Below are 19,613 nucleotides of genomic sequence, written 5' to 3'. Positions count from 1 at the left end.
CATTCGAAATGTCCGCTTCAGCTTGTATCCGGTATATCATGATCGTGACACGCTCCTCTCCTACCAGGAAATGTTGATCGTACCGCTGATCTCTTCCAGCAAAACCTTGTTCCCCTGCCGGGTCCAGGGGACTTCCTCATGCGCGGCATAGCTGCACCTTATATCCAAACGTTCTCCTTCAATCGCCCATAAAGGCGGGTATACGGTCACAGCGGCCTCCTTGAGGCCGCCGACGGTAATCGTCCGGACCGGATTCACCTTTCTGGTGGACACTGGGCTGTTCTCGCGGCACCATATTTGTCCAGGCTCCTTCTGGTCGACAAATACCCGACATTCGTCATGGAAGGTCCGGTCCAGTGCATAAGCAGCTTCCGCAACGCCTCCCATGGTCGCTTGGCCGATGATGACCGGAATGCCCTCAGGCATCCGGAGGCGGAAGGTCACCGAGGAATCCTTCTTGCAACCGGTGTATATAAAGGCATTATCATGCCGCTTTACGAACATGAGCGCAGGCGTGGATGATTCCTCGTACTTATCCTGCACAATCGTGTATCCGAAGTGCTGAAGCATGTATCGCAGGACAACGGAACCGTCAAGCAGCGGAGCATCCTGTCTTACGGGCAGATGGGTAATACCCGAATCTTCAAACGGCAGGGAACCTCTCACCCAGCCGACACGGCCGCCACCCCAGGTCGGATGCTGTCTGCTTATCGCATACACCCGCACCTCGCCATCTTGATGAAGATTCACCGCCGAGGTCGTGAATGCATCGTTCGCATTGTTGAGTTGTTCCCGGAATCCCCCATCGCCAATACGAGCCTGATGGCGAAGCCTCCGTGACCGGAACAACGGTTGGGAAACGGACAGTCCATCTTCCAGAAAATCAAAGCCGCCCACTTCAAAATCGCCTTCCAGGGCCTCGCCTAACTTTAAATTTAGGAGGTCCAGCAACGTGGAGTCGTTAACAGCACCGTAAAGCAGTAGCCGGCCGCCCGAGCGGACATAATTCGTAAAGTAATCAGCATTCGCGCCGGTCAGCCAAGAAGCCGACACGAGAAGGATCGTATCCTTCAGCTTCCCAGCCGCGTCTTGGTTCATCCTAAACAAGCTGTCTGTTCCGATCACTGTATTCAGCGGCAATCCCTGATTGATGGCGTTGCGGATAAACCAGTCATGAAAGAAGATGCTCCCGGAATGACTGCTCGATGCCGCTATCCTATCATGCAGCTCACGGAATGGATAAACCCAGGTCAAGAGGCCCGGCTGGTCCGGCGCCTGCGTTATTGCTCTTCGCAGATGCGGGATGATTTCCTGCGCATCCTCTTCGTTCAGCTCACCCTTCTCGGTATCAATCGTCAGAATCTCCACAATCCCGGGTCCCTCAAGCTCCCCCGCATGGTTCACCCTGGCTGCGGCCAGCGGACAGTAGATGTCGTGTGGTTCGCGGTCATATAAATCCCGCCACGGATTTTGCCAGAACCATGGATCATTCGGATAGAAACGGAAAGGATAGGTAACGCCGGGGATTTCGGCGATTCTGGACAGGTACCCCGTCATTTCCAGTCCAAAGTCATAATTGAGGGCTCCCCACGGAGAATTGGGCGGAGGGAGCTCAATGTATCCTTTTTCATACAAGGAAAGCATCGGGATGTAATCTTTTGCCAGATCCATCCCCGTCCCGAAGTTCGTGCCCCGGATTTCGGTACGATAATTCGGGCACTCGCGTTTGAAATCGTCCCAGAAGGACATCACCTTAGTGGACAGCTCGTTGTAATCGGTCAAAGGCATTTGCGAGCCGTTATAATTGGCACCCAAATACGTCCAGGGAAAATAGGAAACCGCAAAACCGTTGGAAAACCAAATATAATCAAAACCCATGGCAGGCAGAAAGCTCGCGCATTGACGCCCGAGAAATTCGCCGAAAGGAGTACCTTCGGGAATCCCGTTCAGATAAGCCGCATACCCGGCACCGTCTGCGTGAAGTTTGGACCAAGTACAAACGACCGTATAATCGGCTTTGAGCGATATATACTGTCCTCCAAGCTCTGCCCGATTAATCTCCGGATGATCCCGATATTTAAAGCCGGAATAAGCAAATTCTGGACCAGCATCAAACGTAGCCCCCACCTCCATGCTCACCCCAAATTGCTCGGCAGCCACTCGTTTGAAGCTGCTCACAATCCTTCCGAGATCGCCGTAAGTCATACGGACAGGGTTATCCCTGTAGGGGCGAGCGATTCTTGGGTCGTCCTCTCCCTGAATGTGGCTAAAACAATGCTCATTGGCGAAACCGATATACTTGGCCCATTCGAATTCCGTCTCCTCGTTCCCGTCCCAGGTTAAAATTTCGCTGCCATCGGCTACCCACAACAGCATCGAAGCCTTGTCGGCCATGCCGATCAGCGGGAGCCATTGACGGATGGCCTCGGCGCATATCACGTCAATCGCCGTCTGTTCCAAGTTCGTAAACGGCTTGAGACTCATTTCGAGTGTGACCCGGTTCAGCCTTCGTTGACGTTCTCTGGATTGACTCATCCTTTATATGCCCCCCTGTACCACTTCAAGCTCAATGCCCAGCACATTGGCCACATTCCTAATCTTGGCATTCAGGTGGCCGACCCCGAGGGCAAAATGGTGGGTCGGTCCTGCCGCACACCAATTCTCCACGAACTCGGCAACACGGCATCCGAAGCTGCAGCGCGTGTTGGTATTGCCGGTTTGGGGAATCTCCCCCTGTACGGATTCGCCCTGGGCCGCAATCATTTTGAATCGCCCGTCCTCCGTCTGTGAAATGCCCAGCAGTGTCACGGGGCCGGTCTTTATGCTGAACTCCACCCCGATGCCCGATCCGCTCTTGCCGTGGAACACATCCAATCCGCGGATAACCGGCTTTCCGTCGCTGATCCGAATATTGTGCGGTCCATCGTGTCCGACCAGCACGATATCGTCCTCGAAGTCGCACGGATGCAGCTCGGCAAAGGACCCGCCGCCGCCGAGTCGGTCCATGATCAGCATGGCCGCGCACGTTTTCAAATCCGCCTCCCCTGCCAGAGGAATGCCCTTGGCGGTAAGCAGCGAATTGCCGAGCACCATATTCGAGCCGATCCGCTCATATTCGTTGTTGTCCAATCCGCGATAATAATAGGCCAATCCGGTCAGCCCGTATTCGGCTACCAGCTTATCGAGCCCGACCGCTACCTTGGCGGACCAATCGAGATCCTCTTGACGGATCGGCCTCGTAATCGGATCGATAAACGGATCGGCCATGGTAAACACGCTGTGGATTTCATCCAGCTTGTCGGCCATTTCGGTCGAAGTTACCCCATTGACCAATTTGGCGAGATCGCACATCTCCAGCATTTGAATATGCGAACCGAAAGCGGCCGTAAAAGCGGTAGGGTCAGAGTTCATGTCATACATGCCCTCGTACGTGTGGCCCAGATACCCGATCCGGGCATATTTGAAGGCTCTGCGGGCATTCGCAACCTGGCACCACGCCGCAAGTTCCCGCGCTGCTCTTTCATCATTGTCGAGCGTGCCGACAATCATGCCGGCAGCCGGCTTACCGGCCCGCACAAGAACGCCGCTGATTTCGGGAAGGGAGCATATATTGTCGTTGGCCAGCTGCATATAAGTCGTTGTATGGCGATAGTCCAGCTTTTTTAACGGCTGCAAAGCTACCAATACGGTAGGCACCGAAAGGTTAAGAATCGCAGTTACGGCCGACGATGAGGTCACATAAGTGCTTAAATTGCAAAACAAAAAGTCCACGTCAGCAGCTTTTAAGCGAGCCGCCGCTGCAAAGGATTGATCCACATTATCCACAAAACCTGCCGATACCACCTCAACATCCAGATTCCGAAGCATATTCTCAAATTTTTTTCCGTTCCCTTGCAGCTCTTCCTTAAGTCCGGAGAATTGCCCCCAGTAAGGCTCATGCCCCACCGTTATTACACCCACTCGGGCCTTGGCACGATGGATGAATCCACTCATATCGAACACCACCTGATTCATTTGATTTAGACTTGCCGATTTAAAACTTCAAGTCAGGCAAAACATGTATAAAACAACCCGTTGGAAAAAATACGCGTTTCGCATATAATGACCCTTAATCACTTATCCCAGGAAAAGGAGCTGGTCCCATGATTGAACCCGTTGCCATTTATTTCGAGCACTGCGAGCCGGGGTGGCATGTTCCGCCCGCTCCGGCAGACCATTATATTTTGCTGCTCCTGACTTCCGGTGAAATCGTTTACAACGTAAGTGGAGCCAAGTTATCGTTGGAAAAAGGCGATATGCTGTTTATTCCCGAAGGCGCACACCGGTCGGCCGTCAACGAAAGCGGACACCCACATGACATGTATGCCGCCCATTTCCGTTATAAAGGAAACGGCGAAGGCCTGCCCCTGCTGTCGGAACCGCAGAGCATCAAGGCCAAGTTGGTCAATGCGGACTATATGAGGCACCGCTTTTCCCTGCTTACCCAGCATTGGCTCCGCAAGTCACCCTATACACGGACCCTCTGCCACGGCATGATGCTGGAGATGCTGGCTATCCTTAACGAGGACGTCGGCAACCGCTCCATCCCGGCCAAGTCCTACGGCATTGTCATGCAGTTGCAGCAGTACATTCTGGAGCACTACCGGGAGACCATATCCGTTCAGGATCTTGCCGCCCATGTCGAATTGACACCCAATTACATAAGCGGCCTGTTCCGGCAAGCAACGGGGGTTACATTAACCGAATACATCCAGCAGATCCGCATCTCAGCCGCCTGCGACCTGCTGACAGGCTCCCAGATGAACGTCAGCGAGATTTCGGACTATCTCGGCTTTTGTGAGCCCTCCTATTTCAATAAAGTGTTCAAAAAAATCACCGGCATTCTGCCGTCCGTCTATGTCAAGGAGAAGCCGCGTATTTGGGTGAAAACAAAGTAAAACGGCATCTATGTCCCTTGGCCGCCATATCATTTCAGCCTTTAAAATTATCAACGCTAAATTTATGGAATAAATTCCAGGTCGTAACACCCAGCCAAAAACGGCAATCCGTCCGCACGGATCAACAATTCGTCCGTTATCGCTTATTCGAAGCTTCTGCACCCCTCCCGTACAACCCATAACAACTCTCCTGTTGAAATGTCTGTGTGCTGAACCGGTTCATGCTTTAAGTTTAATGCGCATCTATCCTCCGAGCCATGAACGCAGCTATGATTTCTGGAAGGATTCTACGATCCGAAGCCCGGCGTTCAAAGTCGTTAATATCAGGCAACAAAGTCAAAAACGTCCCGTATCCCCTCCTTGCCTCCCTATCCTAAAATAAAGACTAAGCTATGTTCTCTTCTATCCACCTTATAAGGTCTCGAATTTTACGGGCAGTTGGACCGTATGGTCTTGCCCATCCATACTTGAACAAGGAGGATCTGCCAATGACTAAATTAAAGGTAGAGGATGGGGCACTTGCCTATACGGGCAATTGGACCGTCCAGCATAAGGCCAACGCCAGTCTGCACAGCAGGCATGATTCGGATGGAACGCCTGCTGCCAACGCGTCGGCCTCCTGGAGCGGATACATCAGAGGGATAGACATATATGCCACGAAGGGGAACAGCTTCGGCCTAGCCGATGTATATGTCGACGACGTGTTCCACGGGAAAATCGACTTCTACAGCGCCACTGCACAGCACGGCGTGCTCGTCTATTCCATAACCGGTCTAACGGAGGGCTACCACACCATATCCATTCGGAAAAAGGGGATCAAAAACGCCGCATCCACAGCCTGTTATGTTGATATCGATTATCTTCTGCCCGATTTCGTTCATCCGAAAACGGAGCGTATAAGAAACATCGTCTGCATCGGAGACTCCATCACCTTCGGCGCCAATGTCGCCTCCCGGCCCGACTCGCTCTATGGACGAAGACTTCAGCAGATGCTCTCCATTCCGGTAAGCATTCACGGTCTGTCCGGGGCACCGATCCATACTATCACCCAAATCCTAGATGCGGTCGTCGCTCCGAGTAGGCCGGATCTGATCCTATGGCTTGCGGGGATGAATAATACAAATCCCCGCGCCGATTTGGAACGAGGATTTGATAAAATACGTGAACTGTTGCCGGATGCCAATATCATAGGTTCGACTATCCAATACAACACTTACTATACGAATGAACAAAATATGGTAAAGGTAAACGAGGTAAAAACAGCTTGCCTGAACAAAGGGATTTCATGCGCTGACCTATATGCGGCTACAACCGGCAATACGTACATCAATACACCTGAAGGAACGGTGCATCCGAATGGAGATGGACAAGGCCTGATCGCCAATCTGTTTTACAATGAAATCGTAAAGCTTCTTAGGAACGGCTAATTCATCCCTAGATGATCCCAGCGTCATCACGCCATAACCTTGCGACATCCTTCTGGAGAATCTATGTTCCTTCCCACTGCTCCAAAGGAAGTGAATGTACGCTCTTAAACGGACTGTGTTCTATGGAGTCACTGACGTAACCTTACATTCTTATCCTCGAAGCATTAATTTCTCGGCAGCTCTCTATCTGGAGATCGGGCTTTTCACCGTACCCTTCCCGAACCATCTCCCCCTCCGGCACAAAGCGCAGCGCCGCCGAGTTTATCTGGTAATGCAAGCCGCCAGGCGGAGGTCCGTCATGGTATAGGTGACCGAGGTAAGAGCCGGACAATCTGCCATAGAGCGCGGTGCGTACCTTGCCGCCGCGAAGATCTCCTTTTTTTCTGATATATCCCTCATGCAGGGGTTTCATAAAAGCCGGCAATCCCGTTCGGGCATCATATTGGTCGGTTGAGCTGAATAAAGGGTCTCCGTTCACCACATCCACGTAAATCCCCCGGCTTGTGTTATTCCAATACGGATTATCATAAGCGGGCTCATCCAAGCCTTCTTGCGTCACTGCATACTGGAGCGCGGTAAGACGCCTCTGCAGCTCTTCCTTGTCCTGTTTCCGATCCCAATGCCGCTCGACAAAAGAAGCTCTGCCGGAGCCCTCATAATACCGGTTATAGTCATAACGGTGGGTATTATAGTAATTCTGGTGAAGATCCTCCGCAGGATAAAAGGGCCCCGCAGGCAGAATCGGTGTCACAATCCTCCCCTTGAACCGGCCGCTAAGCTGCAGGCTGCGCTTGGAGGCTTCCGCCTGCTCGCGCTGCGCCCCGTCATGCACGAAAATCGCTGACCGGTACGACGCCCCACGGTCCATGAACTGGCCTTCCGCATCCGTTGGATCAATCAAGCGCCAGTAAATGTCCAGGAGCCTTGTATACGGGAACACATCGGGTTCAAACCGGATTTGCACAGCTTCGTAATGACCTGTCGTTTCCGTTCCCACTTCTTCATAGGTTGGATTCTCCGTATGGCCGCCCGTGTAACCCGAAACCAGGGATAGAATACCAGGAAGCTCGTCAAACGGCTTCACCATGCACCAGAAACAACCGCCAGCAAATGTCGCCAATTGCGTCTTTCCAATTGCATGATACAAGGCAGTCCCTCCTTTGATGTTTGTCTGTTTCATTATGATACTAGTGTAGTCTTGAGGACTCAATCGCAGCAAGTATCCTTACTCTTCACTAGTATTTTGTGCAATCGATCCGTTATTGAGGTCTAGAAAGGGGTATGATAAGATAAGAATAGCAATAAGGAGCAGCCGGCCTATGGCTACTCCTTTGTACAAACATCTTGAGCAGGATTTCTCCTCCAAGATCAAGTCAGGAATGAGAAAGTAACCCACTTAGGCGCCAACCTTAGGAGTGGGTTACTTTCGTCGTTTATCGATGTAAGTCAGCAATGCCAGCAGGAAAATCCCGAAGGTTATCACTTCACCGAACGAAACGTTCATCGCACCACCTCCTTTAAGAGGAGTGCGCCCACTCAAGGTGTGTATGTACAATCCAAATTATAACATTCTATCTGTTCCCTCACAGATAGATTTCTCTATTCTTTTAAATTAAATTTATTCTTCAACCGCTTTATATGTCTCCCTCACAGACTTTCCCCAGCTACAGCTTGCACCCTGCTGCATCGAGAACGAGTAGCAATACGCTCCTCCGGATATCGTGGTACTTGTCAGCGTAATTTCCTCAAGCTGTATCTCCTCCATCAGGACCAGCGGTATATGTTGACGAAGGTCCAACCCAGCAGCGCGGAGGATGAGTAGCTGACCAGCTTCTTCCCTCCATCAAGCTCAATGGTATACGACCCTGACTTGGCATTATGCAAAGCCTCGGATAACCCGATTTGCTGAACTCCATCCCCTATTGAAGATTGGCTGCGGAATACGACATTTCCGGATGCGGACACAACGTACATGTCGTCGCTCGCGTTTAATTTGCTGATAATATCCTCATAAATCATGGCCGCATCGAGGTTGACGATAATGGCATTATTGGCTTTTTTGGATTTATAGATCACGGAAAGGAGATCCTTCTCCCCCTTGGGATATTGCTTCGCGGTCCGAGTGTCCAGGAAGACAGGATTCACCTGCATGGTCTGCACGGCGTCATACCAGTCTTTATCATAAAAGTCCTCCCTCCGAAACTGACGGTTGGAGCGGTCATTATCGGAAGTGATCACTAGGTTCTTGCTGCTGTCATAAAAGTATACGGAATCCACGAATTGATCGGAGAGTTTGAATGAGTTCATCGTGAGGAAGGTATTCTTCTTGGCTTCCAGATAAGCATACAGCGCCGGCAGGTCATCCTCCGGTATCGCTCCTTGAAGCCCTTCATAATAAGCCCCGTTCGGAAAATTCTCGAAGCTGATGAAAGAGCGGTTGAGGGCAAGCAAATTCGAATTTTCCTTAATCCGGTTAAGTAAAATCTCAAGCGTGTTGATCGTCTGGTTTAAATATTGCAGCTTGTTGTTCCCGGTCTCTTCTTCTACAATGCCAGATACCCTGTAATATGCGAAAATATTGGAGACCAAACTCGGCAGCACAGTAATCAGCACCGTCGTGACAATTAACTTCAGAAAAAACTTACGCTTTTTCATCCTTCCAACGGAATCGATCCAGTTTCTCATCTGAAGCATCCTTAACCCCCTTGGCCTGAATTAGAAAGATACTGTCACACGGAACAATTCAGAGAAGCGTATTGAGCATGATGCAGTCCCAATCAATATAAAGCGCTTACAATAATTATAATTGATTATACCTTATGGGCTTGCTGTTAGGTAGATTTTGCAGGTGCATATCTATCAATATTATATTGTTGGGCATGCAAAAAAAGCCTATCCCTACTCATACTTTAAGTTGCTTGGAGTGCTGTAAAATCAACATCAATTTTGATTGGAATATCCGGTCTTCCCTTTGCAACTATTTTATTGACAGGTGTGGCAGCCAATGTTATCATTCAACGTGTCATTTATGAGGAGGCTCGTTATCTATGTTACATTCCATGCGTATAAGATAAGCTGGCAATAAAAAAGCGGATTTTCCAACCACAAATGTGGGCTTTTTTTGAGCTGCTTATTTCCTGCGTATGTAGACATAGATCGCGATCCGGATAGCTTTTTTTTGCTATGCCTTTATATCGCCATCTTCTCTCATTATCCATGCAGATTTAAGCCCCGTTGTGGACTCGGATCTGTATTTTTTATTGCCAAAAACAGCCGGACAATAAAAAATACAGGGAGTATAGACATGATACAACAAAATTGGAAGCGAAATTTCTTTACGATATGGACAGGTCAGGCGGTTTCACTAATTACGAGTGCCGTCCTTCAAATGGCCATCATTTGGCACCTAACCGAGACTACAGGATCAGCTATGGTGCTCTCCATGGCGACCATGGTTGGTTTTTTACCTCAGGCCGTGTTGGGAACCATGATCGGTGTTTTGGTTGACCGTTGGAATCGAAAAATGGTTATGATCGGTGCAGACCTCATGGTTGCAGCCGCTGGTGCTGCCTTGGCCATGGTCGCACTCTTCATCGAGCTGCCGGTATGGGTCGTGATGATCGTATTGTTTGTCCGTAGTATCGGAACGGCTTTTCACACGCCTGCTTTGAGTGCCGTAACGCCTTTACTGGTACCGGAAGATCAATTAACGAAATGCGCTGGTTACAGCCAATCGGTACAATCTGTAAGTTATATTCTGAGCCCAGCTATTGGAGCTTTCCTATATGCAACATGGGAATTAAACGCCATTATTGCCATGGACGTATTGGGTGCATTGATTGCCAGCATCACTGTGGCGATGATTGCTATTCCGAAGCAAGTTAGGCTGGTCGAAGATGTGAAAGGGAAGGTTTTTCGAGGAAGCAAAAGAAGGATTTCGTATTTTCCGGGAATCTAAGGGGTTATTTTCATTGCTATGGATTGGTGCGCTATATATGTTTGTCTTCATGCCAATCAATGCATTGTTTCCCTTAATGAGCATGAGTTATTTTGGCGGGACGGCAACCCACGCTTCGATCGTAGAAATCGTCTTTGCCGCTGGAATGTTGATTGGCAGCTTGTTGCTTAGTGTGTGGGGCGGCTTCAAGAACCGAGCGATGAGCATCATTTTTTCCATATCGTTGATGGGAATTGCTTTGTTCATATCCGGCCTGCTGCCGATCCACGGCTTCCTGATCTTCGTTCTGTGCAGTGCGTTGATGGGCTTTTCAAGTCCATTTTACAATGGTGTACAGATGGCTCTGATCCAAGAGAAAATTCAACCTGAGTATTTAGGGCGTGTATTCGGCTTATTGGGCAGCATGATGTCCTTCGCCATGCCGATCGGATTAATCGTGTCGGGTATTTTTGCAGATCGAATTGGAATTCATACGTGGTTTATGTTATCTGGGGTGTGCATCATAGGAATTGCAGTTCTATGCGTGCTGCTTCCGTCTATCCGAAATTTAGACAAGTAAATATGAAAAGGGGCAATTCTTATGAGATCCATCCATTGGTACTTCTTTATTTAAACCTCTCTTCTTCAATCGCAGGCGATCCTGCGAACAGAAAACTGCGATTTTTGAAGGAGGCAATAATGATGGAATTATTGATAAAAGCAAAAGATATTTTGGTGGAATATTCGGGGCGCGATGTTCTGGACATTGACGAACTGGAGCTTTACGACTATGACCGAATCGGTCTGGTTGGCGCGAACGGAGCAGGAAAAAGCACACTGCTAAAAGTGCTGCTGGGGGAAATTCCTTTGTCCCACGGTAAACTTATTCGGGAAGGCAACTTCAGTTATATTCCCCAGTTGGATGATGTCATGGTGCAAGAGATCAAGGACTACGCTTTAATCGGCAAGCTGGGAATTGAAAGCTTCGAAGCGGAGAATATGAGCGGCGGTGAAGAAACACGGCTAAAAATAGCACAGGCCCTGTCCGGTGAGGTGCACGGAATCTTTGCCGATGAACCGACGTGTCATCTGGATCGAGTTGGCATAGACTTTTTGATCCACCAGCTTAAATATTATTCGGGCGCATTACTCATCATCAGCCACGACCGTTATTTCCTTGACCAGGTCGTTGATAAGATCTGGGAGTTGAATGAGGGGAAAATCACGGAGTACTGGGGCGGATATTCCGATTACTTGCGCCAGAAGGAAGAGGAACGGCATAGCCAGGCTGCAAAATATAAGCAGTTTACTGCTGAACGGGAGCGGCTAGAGAAAGCCATTACTGAAAAGCACAATCAAGCTCGGAAGGTGGATCAAAAGGCCAAGGGCGCATCGCGAAAAAACAGCTCCGATAGCGGCGGCCGCCTGGCTCATCAAAAATCAACGGGCAGCAAACAAAAAAAGCTCCATAATGCCGCTAAACATATGGAGCACCGAATCGAAGCGCTCGGTGATGTGAAACCTCCTGAAGCCATGCGATCCATCCGTTTTCGGCAAAGCAAAGCTTTAGAGCTTCATCATCCGTTTCCGATCACCGGGAAAGAGATTTGCAAACAGTTTGAGGGCAAGGCGATATTCGAGAAGGCTTCCTTCCAGTTTCCATTAGGTGCCAAGATCGTGATCACCGGCGCGAACGGATCAGGTAAAACGACGCTCTTCAAGATGATTCTCCACCGTGAGCATGGTATTTCCGTATCCCCTAAAGCGGAAATCGGCTATTTTGCCCAAACGGGTTACAAGTTTGACCGTGATCAGGGTGTTATGGAGTTCATGTTAGAAAACTGTGATTATGAGGTATCGGAAATTCGCGCTGTCTTGGCATCCATGGGATTTTCTCAGCAAGATGTTCGCAAGGATTTATCCGTTTTAAGCGGCGGAGAACTCATGAAATTGCAGCTTGCCAAACTGTTGTTAGGGAGATATAACATCCTGTTGATGGATGAACCCAGCAATTTTCTGGATCTCCCTGCAGTGGAAGCGCTGGAACAATTGATGAAGAACTATGCTGGAACGATCATTTTCATATCGCACGATATCCGTTTGATAGAGAATGTAGCCGATACCGTATATGAAATCGAGGATAAAAAAATCATTCAGAGGGCTTAACGACATTGGTGTACCCAAAGAACAGAGCGTTGATAGAATCAACGCTCTGTTCTTTCTTTTCAACATTATTTTTTGAAAGTCACCTTTTTAGATAATCCATCTTCCAGGTTCATTTCACCTTTATGGCGAACGAATACATTTTGGTTTCCTTCAAATTTCGGAGGGTTCTTAGGATCATAGTCAACCCAGCGACCATTCCCATTCCCATTCACAGAGTATTCCATGTATTGGGTAGCACCAATGAGTTCATTTTTTTCATCATCGGCTTTAACATGAGGTGGTAATTGAGCAACCGTACCATGATGCACACCCAGCTCTTTAATGACTTTATCTGTTTTATAATCATACGCTTTGATCTTTACATCATTTCCGTTCACTTCAACCTGAAGTCCCTGTTTAAAATCATTGCCCGTCGACACTTCACCACCATTAGGCCCTGCCGATGCCCAGCCCGCCTGAATCCCAGCTGTGTTCACAACAGTAAAACCACGTTGATCTCCACCTTCTACTACCTTTTTACCTGCCCAATCCGGAAGATTCAGATCCCAGTGGCTGTGGCTTGTAAAAAGAATGACTTGCGGGTAATCCTTTAAGATCGCTTCTAATTTAGCCTGGTCTAAGTAATCACCTGTATACGGCGATTGATTAGAGCCTGAAATACTGTCCTTGAGGATATGATGACTAAAGAGGAAGATCGGTTTATTTGGATCGTTCTTGGAATATTCCTCAAGATTCTGCTTTAACCAATCAAGCTGCTCATCGCTAAGATAAACCTCATCCCACAAAGACGCATCATGGTAGTGCATATATTTTTCGGTTCCTAAGAAAAGGAACGGATATCCGTCTAACTCTTTTTTATGGTAGACTTTCTCCTCGCCAGTAAAGTTATAAAAATTTTGGAGCATTTCGGATTCCGGCGTATTATTCGGCCACGTGTTTTGCGCTAATTTGTTCGGTGCTGCCCATTTCGGTTTATAAAACTCATGATTTCCTATGCTGTACCAAACATGTTCTGGATGAGGATTATGATCTAACACCTGTTGTACGGCTTGATATTCAAAATCCCAACCTCGGTCCGTAATATCACCGTTCACGATTAATGCTTTCGAAGCAGGGTTTACCTGTTTCATATCGTTAAGTACATGCTTAAAGTCATTGTAATCCCCTTGAATGTCACTGATGACATCAAAAGTAAGACCTGGATCTTTGGAGAATAGATGTTCATCCAGTTTTGCTTGAGCTGATCCTGAAAAAGCACCTGCATTGAAAACAATAGATGCTGCCATAATACTTGGTAGTAGCTTCTTCACTATGATTCCTCCTAGTTATCGTCATTTTCAGAATATGGTCCGCAAAACAATATAAGTTCCTATTTTATAGTAAACCGGAAATATTAGGGTAATATTCTCCTAGAGTAAATATTGCACAAAAAAATGTAAATTAACTAGAGTTGCAACCATATTTACAGAAAATAAAAACACATTCGAATGTGAATGTGTTTGCGCATCGTACACCCCTTTACCCAATCCCTTAGCTGCTTTGTCTTCATAGAAAATACTATTATCCAAGTCGATCTCATCTAATTCACCAATTGGCTTTCCAGTATGATCAACAATTTCAACTTCTTTATTTTAGACTATATCTGCTTCGTATAACACCAATCAGGATACTTTCAACATCACTTTCCCTCAAAACATACATAAAGCGTGTCATCTGTAAGCTATTCCTTAATTGTGTTAATCCTCGTAAGCATCCTCTATTTTAGGTATAAATGGGGATAGAAAAGGATCATTATGCTCCATGATTTCTCCGCGAATTAAAGTGTAGACCTTGAATTCATTGAAAAGTTCTGCATCGTCACTATCTCTTATATACAGAACACCATATGATCCTGGAGCCAGCTCCCCAATCTTCCTTAAAACCTCAATTGGATTATGCTTTGTCACAGGTTTGTGATTATTAAGGCCTGCTATCCAAACTTGATAATCACCATTTACTGCTCTTAAATCCAATACTCCGGAGGGCCACTCTATCTCATCGAAATACTTTCGAATATCTTGAACAATGAACGAGTACTTTTCCTCATCATCTTCAAATGAGGAACTTTCTCTAATGGTTGCCCATCCGTGATACTCATACATTTCATTTCATCCTCTCATGGTTTTAAAGTCTTCGCTTCCAGCTGATCAGAGGCCCTGTCGAATTGATCCGACACTGCCTGCAGCACCTCAATCAGTAGGTACAAGTATCTTAGACATAGGTCAACCTCTTCGTCATTTGTTAGATAGTCATTCCACTTCAATTTAAATAACTTAGAAAAGGTTCCAGGTACTCTTTATGTGGAGTAACGACTCAGTCGAAAATTCCCTAGCGATGCATAGATCTGCAAAAGTATGCAAAAAAGAGTGTCGGTTCAGCCGACACTCGCTAGTCTTGCGCACTGTACGTCTAACTGTAGGCGTCGTTTGACTCCCCCCATTCAAACAGTTCACGAGCTTAATCTTTTTATTGTTTTTCTTCCTTCTTATTTCCTAAGGAGATTAAAAATCGCCTCCAGCCGTACGCTGTGATTGCATGACTCGCAGGAATATTTCCCTTTCTGGTTTTCCTTGAAATTTTTATATCCCACGCTTCCTTCGTACAGCCGAAATGTCTTCTTGCAGCAAAAGCATTCCACCTCATAATAAATCAATATGCTTTCACCTCCTTGGGAGCGTTCTTATTTGCGCGTGGCGTGATCAAAGATCGTAATCAGCTCCTCCACATATGCCTTTATGTGAAGATCGGGGTTTCTAATCAATTCCAGGCTGAATCCATCGATGGCATGCCGGATAGCGAGCGCCATGACTCGGGAGGATAACGGGGTGAATTCTCGAAAGGTTCCTTCTTTCGCCCCTGCATGCAGAATCGCCTCGATTGGTTGAAACACACCTTCATCCATATCCGCCGAAAAACGAGGTTTCCCCTCCTTTGTCCACATGCCCGTCACGATTTCCACAACGGCAAAAACCATCTTCCGATGCTCCGCGATAAACTCCAAATTCGCTTCAATATACTTCTTGAGCCTGTTTCTGGGAGAAGCTTCGCTACGCAGAATCGGCTGCATAAAGGACTCATAGGCGATATAATACTCCGTCACCACCTGCTCCAGGAGCTCATCCTTGCCCGCAAAATGATAGGAAATCACCCCTTTGCTAACGTTGGCACGCTTGGCGATTTGACCTATCGAAGCTTGGGCATAACCGACCTCGGCAATGGTTTCGATCGCGCATGCCACGATCTGCGCACGGCGAGCCTTCTCAATAAACGACATTCCCTTTTGGTCATCCGTTTTATTTTTAGTATTCATGATTATATTTTAGTACGATCGTACAGAAAAAATCAATAAGAAGCCTGCCCATCTCTTAGGAATGGGCAGGCTTCTCCTGAACTCATATAGGGTGCTGGATTCTGATACATTCGCGATGTAAAGTAGTAATCCGTGCTTACGTTATTCACGCAGGCTCAGATTTGCTCACGCGGTCCGTAATCACGGCGATAGCTCCATCTCCGGTTACATTACAAGCCGTTCCGAAGCTGTCTTGCGCAATATAGAGGGCGATCATGAGCGACGTTAGCGTCGTATCGAAGCCCAGCATGGACTCCAACAAGCCGAGTGCCGCCATAACGGCGCCTCCGGGAACTCCGGGAGCAGCAACCATCGTAATGCCCAGCATCAGAATGAAAGGGAACATCATGCCAAGGGATGTCGGCATCCCTGTCAGCAGCATGACGGCCATCGAGCAGCTTACCAGCGTAATCGTGCTGCCGGATAGATGAATAGTTGCGCATAGCGGGATGACAAAATCAGCGACCTTCCCACTGACTCCGTTCAGCTTGGTTTGGCGCAGCGTAACCGGGATGGCAGCGGCAGAAGACTGCGTACCTATCGCCGTAAAATAAGCTGGCAGCATATTCTTCAGCATGGCAAACGGATTCTTATGCGCGACTTGACCAGCAACCAAGTATTGTATGATCAGGAACAGCACATGCAGGACAATGATCATAATAAATACTTTGGCGAATACCGACAGGATCATGGTCACTTGCCCGCCATAGGTTAAGTTAGCAAACACGCAGAGAATATGATATGGCAGCAGCGGAATGATGATCGAGGCAATCAGCTTCTCAACAATCTCGCGGAAATCAACCATGACCTTCTGCAAGGCTTGCCCCTTGATTACAGCCGCTCCCAGCCCCAGTGTAAAGGCAAGGAGCAGGGCAGTCATCACCCCGAATACAGGCGGCATGTCAACTTTAAAAAAGGGTTCCAGCAGCGCCTCTTCCGGATTGGTGTAGGAATTAACCAGACCGCCAACCTCCAACATATACGGATACAATAGCGTCGCTGCCAAGAATGCCAGCAGTCCCGCGATTATGGTGGAGAGATAAGCAAGGCCCGTGGTTACGCCCAGCAGGCGACCGGCTCCTCTTCCCAGCTCCCCGATCCCGGGAGCAATGAATCCGATGATAATTAAAGGTATGGCAAACCCAAGAAAGTTTCCAAATAACCCGCTAAAGGTAGCTAATCCGGCAACCAGCCATTCCGGTGAGAACGATCCGAGCGCAATGCCGAGCAAAATGGCTATAAGGATTTTCGGAAGTAAGCCAAGTTTTTTCATGTTCATGCTGTTATCACCCACAGATGTTATTTTCGTTTATTGTCCACTCTAAACGGACAAAATCCATTGGACACGGAACGAACAAACTTTATCATATTCTGGATATCATTGTCATTATGCAAAATATGACAGCATAACATACCCATAATAGATCAGATGACAGATATACAGATATGAGTGCCAAATACATGGAAAGGAGAAATGCCTACTCCGGTTCAAGCATGCGCAAAATTGAAGCCAGCCCCGCTCATTTCTGTGCGGGGCTGGCTTCATTGGAATCGCTTCATAAATCCCTAATATGATGAGATAACGGCAGGATTATCTCCAATAGATCAGCCACTATCCTTCTGCGATAAGCCAAGCTCCTTGGCTACTTTTGCCCACCAACCAATGGCTAGGTGGAGTCACTTTAGCATCTTGAATTAATGCACCTGATCGAGCAATTGATAGGCCTCTTCCTTCGTTGTCACCGCCAAGAGCGCTTCTCTGAAATCATCGTCCATCAGCTTGCGGGACAACATTTGCAGCACTTTTAAATGCGCATTCTGCTTGCTATTACGCGGCACGGCAATCATAAAGATCAGTTTGGCTTCGCTGCCGTCAAGACTCTTCCAGTCTACACCATCCTGCTGGATACCAAAGACCACGCTTGGTTTCAAGACAGCATCCGATTTACCGTGAGGAATCGCAATATTCATGCCGATGCCTGTGGAGCTTTCTTGTTCCCGGGCTAATATGGCCTGTTTAAAATCTCCGTCAGCTCTTACCGCCCCGTTCCGCTCCAATACACCGATCATTTCGTCGATCACCGCATCCTGTGTCGTTCCGACCAGATTCAGGTTAATGAGATCCGGTGTAACAATATCCGTCAATTTCTCAACGCGGATAGCAGAAACTTCCGTTGCTGTACCGTTATTCATTACGGTTGGAACCGCTTCGGCTGAGTCCGCAGCCAAAGGTGCATCCACATTTACTACGGACGCTCCACCTGCTTCGGCAGGATCCTCTATCGCTCCTTCTCCAACAACTGCCGGAGTCACAGCTGAAACGTCTTTCTTGAGCAGGCTCACCATGATAACCGATACGGCTGCGCCGACAATGACAGCGAGGAAGAACATCAACACATGATCAACGGCACCGAGCACGGCTACAATCGGGCCGCCATGGGCTACGCTGTCACCGACACTGCCAAACATGGCAACCACCGAACCCGTCATCGATCCGACCATGATGCTCGGAATGACGCGTAGAGGATCTTGCGCCGCGAATGGAATCGCTCCTTCGGTAATACCGAACAGTCCCATCGTAAATGTTGCTTTGCCTGCTTCACGTTCCGCAGGTGTAAACTTCTTTTTGTTAATCATTGCTGCCAGTCCCATGGCAATCGGAGGAACACAGATGGCAACGGCAATTTGGCCCATAATCACATAATTTCCTTCACCGATCATGGCCGAACCGAACAGGAACGCAACCTTATTCACGGGACCCCCCATGTCAAATGAAATCATCGCGCCCAGAATAAGCGCGAGCAGAATCGAACTTGTACCTTGCATTCCTGCTAGCCAGACGGTTAACGCTTCAAACAGATCCGCAACGGGAGCACCAATCACAAAGACGAAGATTAACCCTACAACTAGTGAAGCCAGTACAGGGATAACGATAATGGGCATAATCGGCTGCAGCGAGCGAGGAACCTTGATCCTTTTAATAGCAAGTGCAACATAACCCGCCAGGAAACCGGCAATAATCCCCCCGATGAATCCAGCTCCCGCTTCACTTCCATAAAAGCTGCCGTTGGCAGCAATGAACCCGCCGACCATACCTGGTGCAAGACCCGGCCTGTCCGCAATACTCATGGCGATAAAACCTGCAAGGATCGGAACCATGAAGGTAAACGCAGCCGCGCCGATACTCTCAATCGTTTTCCAGATCGAACCTTCCGGTATAACCAGCCCACCCGGCGTCTTTACGCCGCCCATCGTCAGTGCGATTGCAATGAGCAGTCCACCGATTACGATAAACGGTACCATATAGGATACGCCGTTCATCAAGTGACGGTAGACCGGATTTTGTTTAGGTTTGTTCTCTCCTGTCATATCTTCAGCAGCAGACTTGGACTGTGCTTGATAGACAGGCACATCCCCTTTCATCATCCGTTGGATCAGCTCTTCTGGACGACGGATACCATCCTGCACACCAACGACAAGCAGTTTTTTACCCACAAACCGGTCCTTTATCACCGTCTTATCCGCCGCGATAATAATGCCATCGGCTTCGCGGATATCCTGCTCCGTGAATTGGTTCTCCACGCCAATGGAACCTTGGGTCTCAACCTTCAACTCAACGCCAAGCTTAGCGCCTGCCTTCTGCAGATTCTCAGCGGCCATATACGTATGTGCAATTCCGTTAGGACATGAAGTAATCGCTAATATTTTCATGCTCGTCATTCTCCTTTGCTGTCATGTTCCCGCTTACATTTATAGTG

Annotated in this window: 12 protein-coding genes and 1 pseudogene; 4 read left to right on the top strand and 9 right to left on the bottom strand. The window is 48.2% G+C overall.

Features of this window, described 5'->3' with window-relative positions; translation table 11 throughout:
• Window positions 1–60 precede the first annotated feature (60 nt).
• Both BJP58_RS26010 and BJP58_RS26005 read right to left on the bottom strand, forming a co-directional pair.
• Entirely contained in the window at window positions 61–2,535 is a 2,475-nt protein-coding gene (locus tag BJP58_RS26010) for a hypothetical protein (protein WP_194541188.1), read from the bottom strand.
• A gap of 3 nt (window positions 2,536–2,538) precedes the next feature.
• The gene (locus BJP58_RS26005) at window positions 2,539–3,993 is read right to left on the bottom strand and encodes an L-fucose/L-arabinose isomerase family protein (protein WP_194541187.1); all 1,455 of its coding nucleotides are present in this window, start codon (window positions 3,991–3,993) and stop codon (window positions 2,539–2,541) included.
• 149 nt (window positions 3,994–4,142) lie between these two features.
• On the opposite strand from BJP58_RS26005, the gene BJP58_RS26000 reads away from it, so the two are divergent.
• Window positions 4,143–4,937 (top strand): AraC family transcriptional regulator, encoded by a 795-nt coding sequence (locus BJP58_RS26000; protein WP_194541186.1) that lies wholly within the window; start codon window positions 4,143–4,145, stop codon window positions 4,935–4,937.
• 488 nt (window positions 4,938–5,425) lie between these two features.
• Entirely contained in the window at window positions 5,426–6,364 is a 939-nt protein-coding gene (locus BJP58_RS25995) for an SGNH/GDSL hydrolase family protein (RefSeq protein ID WP_194541185.1), read from the top strand.
• A 142-nt stretch (window positions 6,365–6,506) separates the two neighbouring features.
• Here BJP58_RS25995 and msrA read toward each other — a convergent pair whose 3' ends face one another.
• Both msrA and BJP58_RS25985 read right to left on the bottom strand, forming a co-directional pair.
• Window positions 6,507–7,511: a peptide-methionine (S)-S-oxide reductase MsrA gene (msrA, locus tag BJP58_RS25990; protein ID WP_194541184.1), complete on the bottom strand. Its 1,005-nt coding sequence runs from the start codon at window positions 7,509–7,511 to the stop codon at window positions 6,507–6,509.
• A 617-nt stretch (window positions 7,512–8,128) separates the two neighbouring features.
• Window positions 8,129–9,058 (bottom strand): cache domain-containing protein, encoded by a 930-nt coding sequence (locus BJP58_RS25985; protein WP_233354769.1) that lies wholly within the window; start codon window positions 9,056–9,058, stop codon window positions 8,129–8,131.
• A gap of 610 nt (window positions 9,059–9,668) precedes the next feature.
• Here BJP58_RS25985 and BJP58_RS25980 point away from each other — a divergent pair.
• A pseudogene (locus BJP58_RS25980) lies at window positions 9,669–10,881 on the top strand (MFS transporter).
• A 122-nt stretch (window positions 10,882–11,003) separates the two neighbouring features.
• Complete coding sequence (locus BJP58_RS25975) at window positions 11,004–12,467, top strand: Msr family ABC-F type ribosomal protection protein (protein ID WP_194545064.1); 1,464 nt, start codon at window positions 11,004–11,006, stop codon at window positions 12,465–12,467.
• A gap of 65 nt (window positions 12,468–12,532) precedes the next feature.
• Here the strand turns inward: BJP58_RS25975 and BJP58_RS25970 are convergent, their stop codons facing one another.
• The 5 genes from BJP58_RS25970 to BJP58_RS25950 form a co-directional block, all read right to left on the bottom strand.
• Window positions 12,533–13,777 (bottom strand): DUF4073 domain-containing protein, encoded by a 1,245-nt coding sequence (locus BJP58_RS25970; RefSeq protein WP_194541183.1) that lies wholly within the window; start codon window positions 13,775–13,777, stop codon window positions 12,533–12,535.
• A 426-nt stretch (window positions 13,778–14,203) separates the two neighbouring features.
• Complete coding sequence (locus BJP58_RS25965; protein WP_194541182.1) at window positions 14,204–14,608, bottom strand: Imm7 family immunity protein; 405 nt, start codon at window positions 14,606–14,608, stop codon at window positions 14,204–14,206.
• A gap of 578 nt (window positions 14,609–15,186) precedes the next feature.
• Complete coding sequence (locus BJP58_RS25960) at window positions 15,187–15,816, bottom strand: TetR/AcrR family transcriptional regulator (RefSeq protein ID WP_194541181.1); 630 nt, start codon at window positions 15,814–15,816, stop codon at window positions 15,187–15,189.
• Window positions 15,817–15,961: 145 nt separating this feature from the next.
• A complete protein-coding gene (locus tag BJP58_RS25955; protein WP_194545063.1) occupies window positions 15,962–17,128 on the bottom strand; it encodes a dicarboxylate/amino acid:cation symporter in 1,167 nt (388 codons plus the stop codon).
• Between the two features lie 422 nt (window positions 17,129–17,550).
• Window positions 17,551–19,566 (bottom strand): fructose-specific PTS transporter subunit EIIC, encoded by a 2,016-nt coding sequence (locus BJP58_RS25950; RefSeq protein ID WP_194541180.1) that lies wholly within the window; start codon window positions 19,564–19,566, stop codon window positions 17,551–17,553.
• Window positions 19,567–19,613: the final 47 nt, after the last annotated feature.

Origin of the sequence: Paenibacillus sp. JZ16, assembly GCF_015326965.1 — a bacterium.
Lineage (GTDB): Bacteria > Bacillota > Bacilli > Paenibacillales > Paenibacillaceae > Paenibacillus_AQ.
Note: the sequence above shows the minus strand (reverse complement) of the source record. Positions and strands in the feature narration are given on the sequence as shown.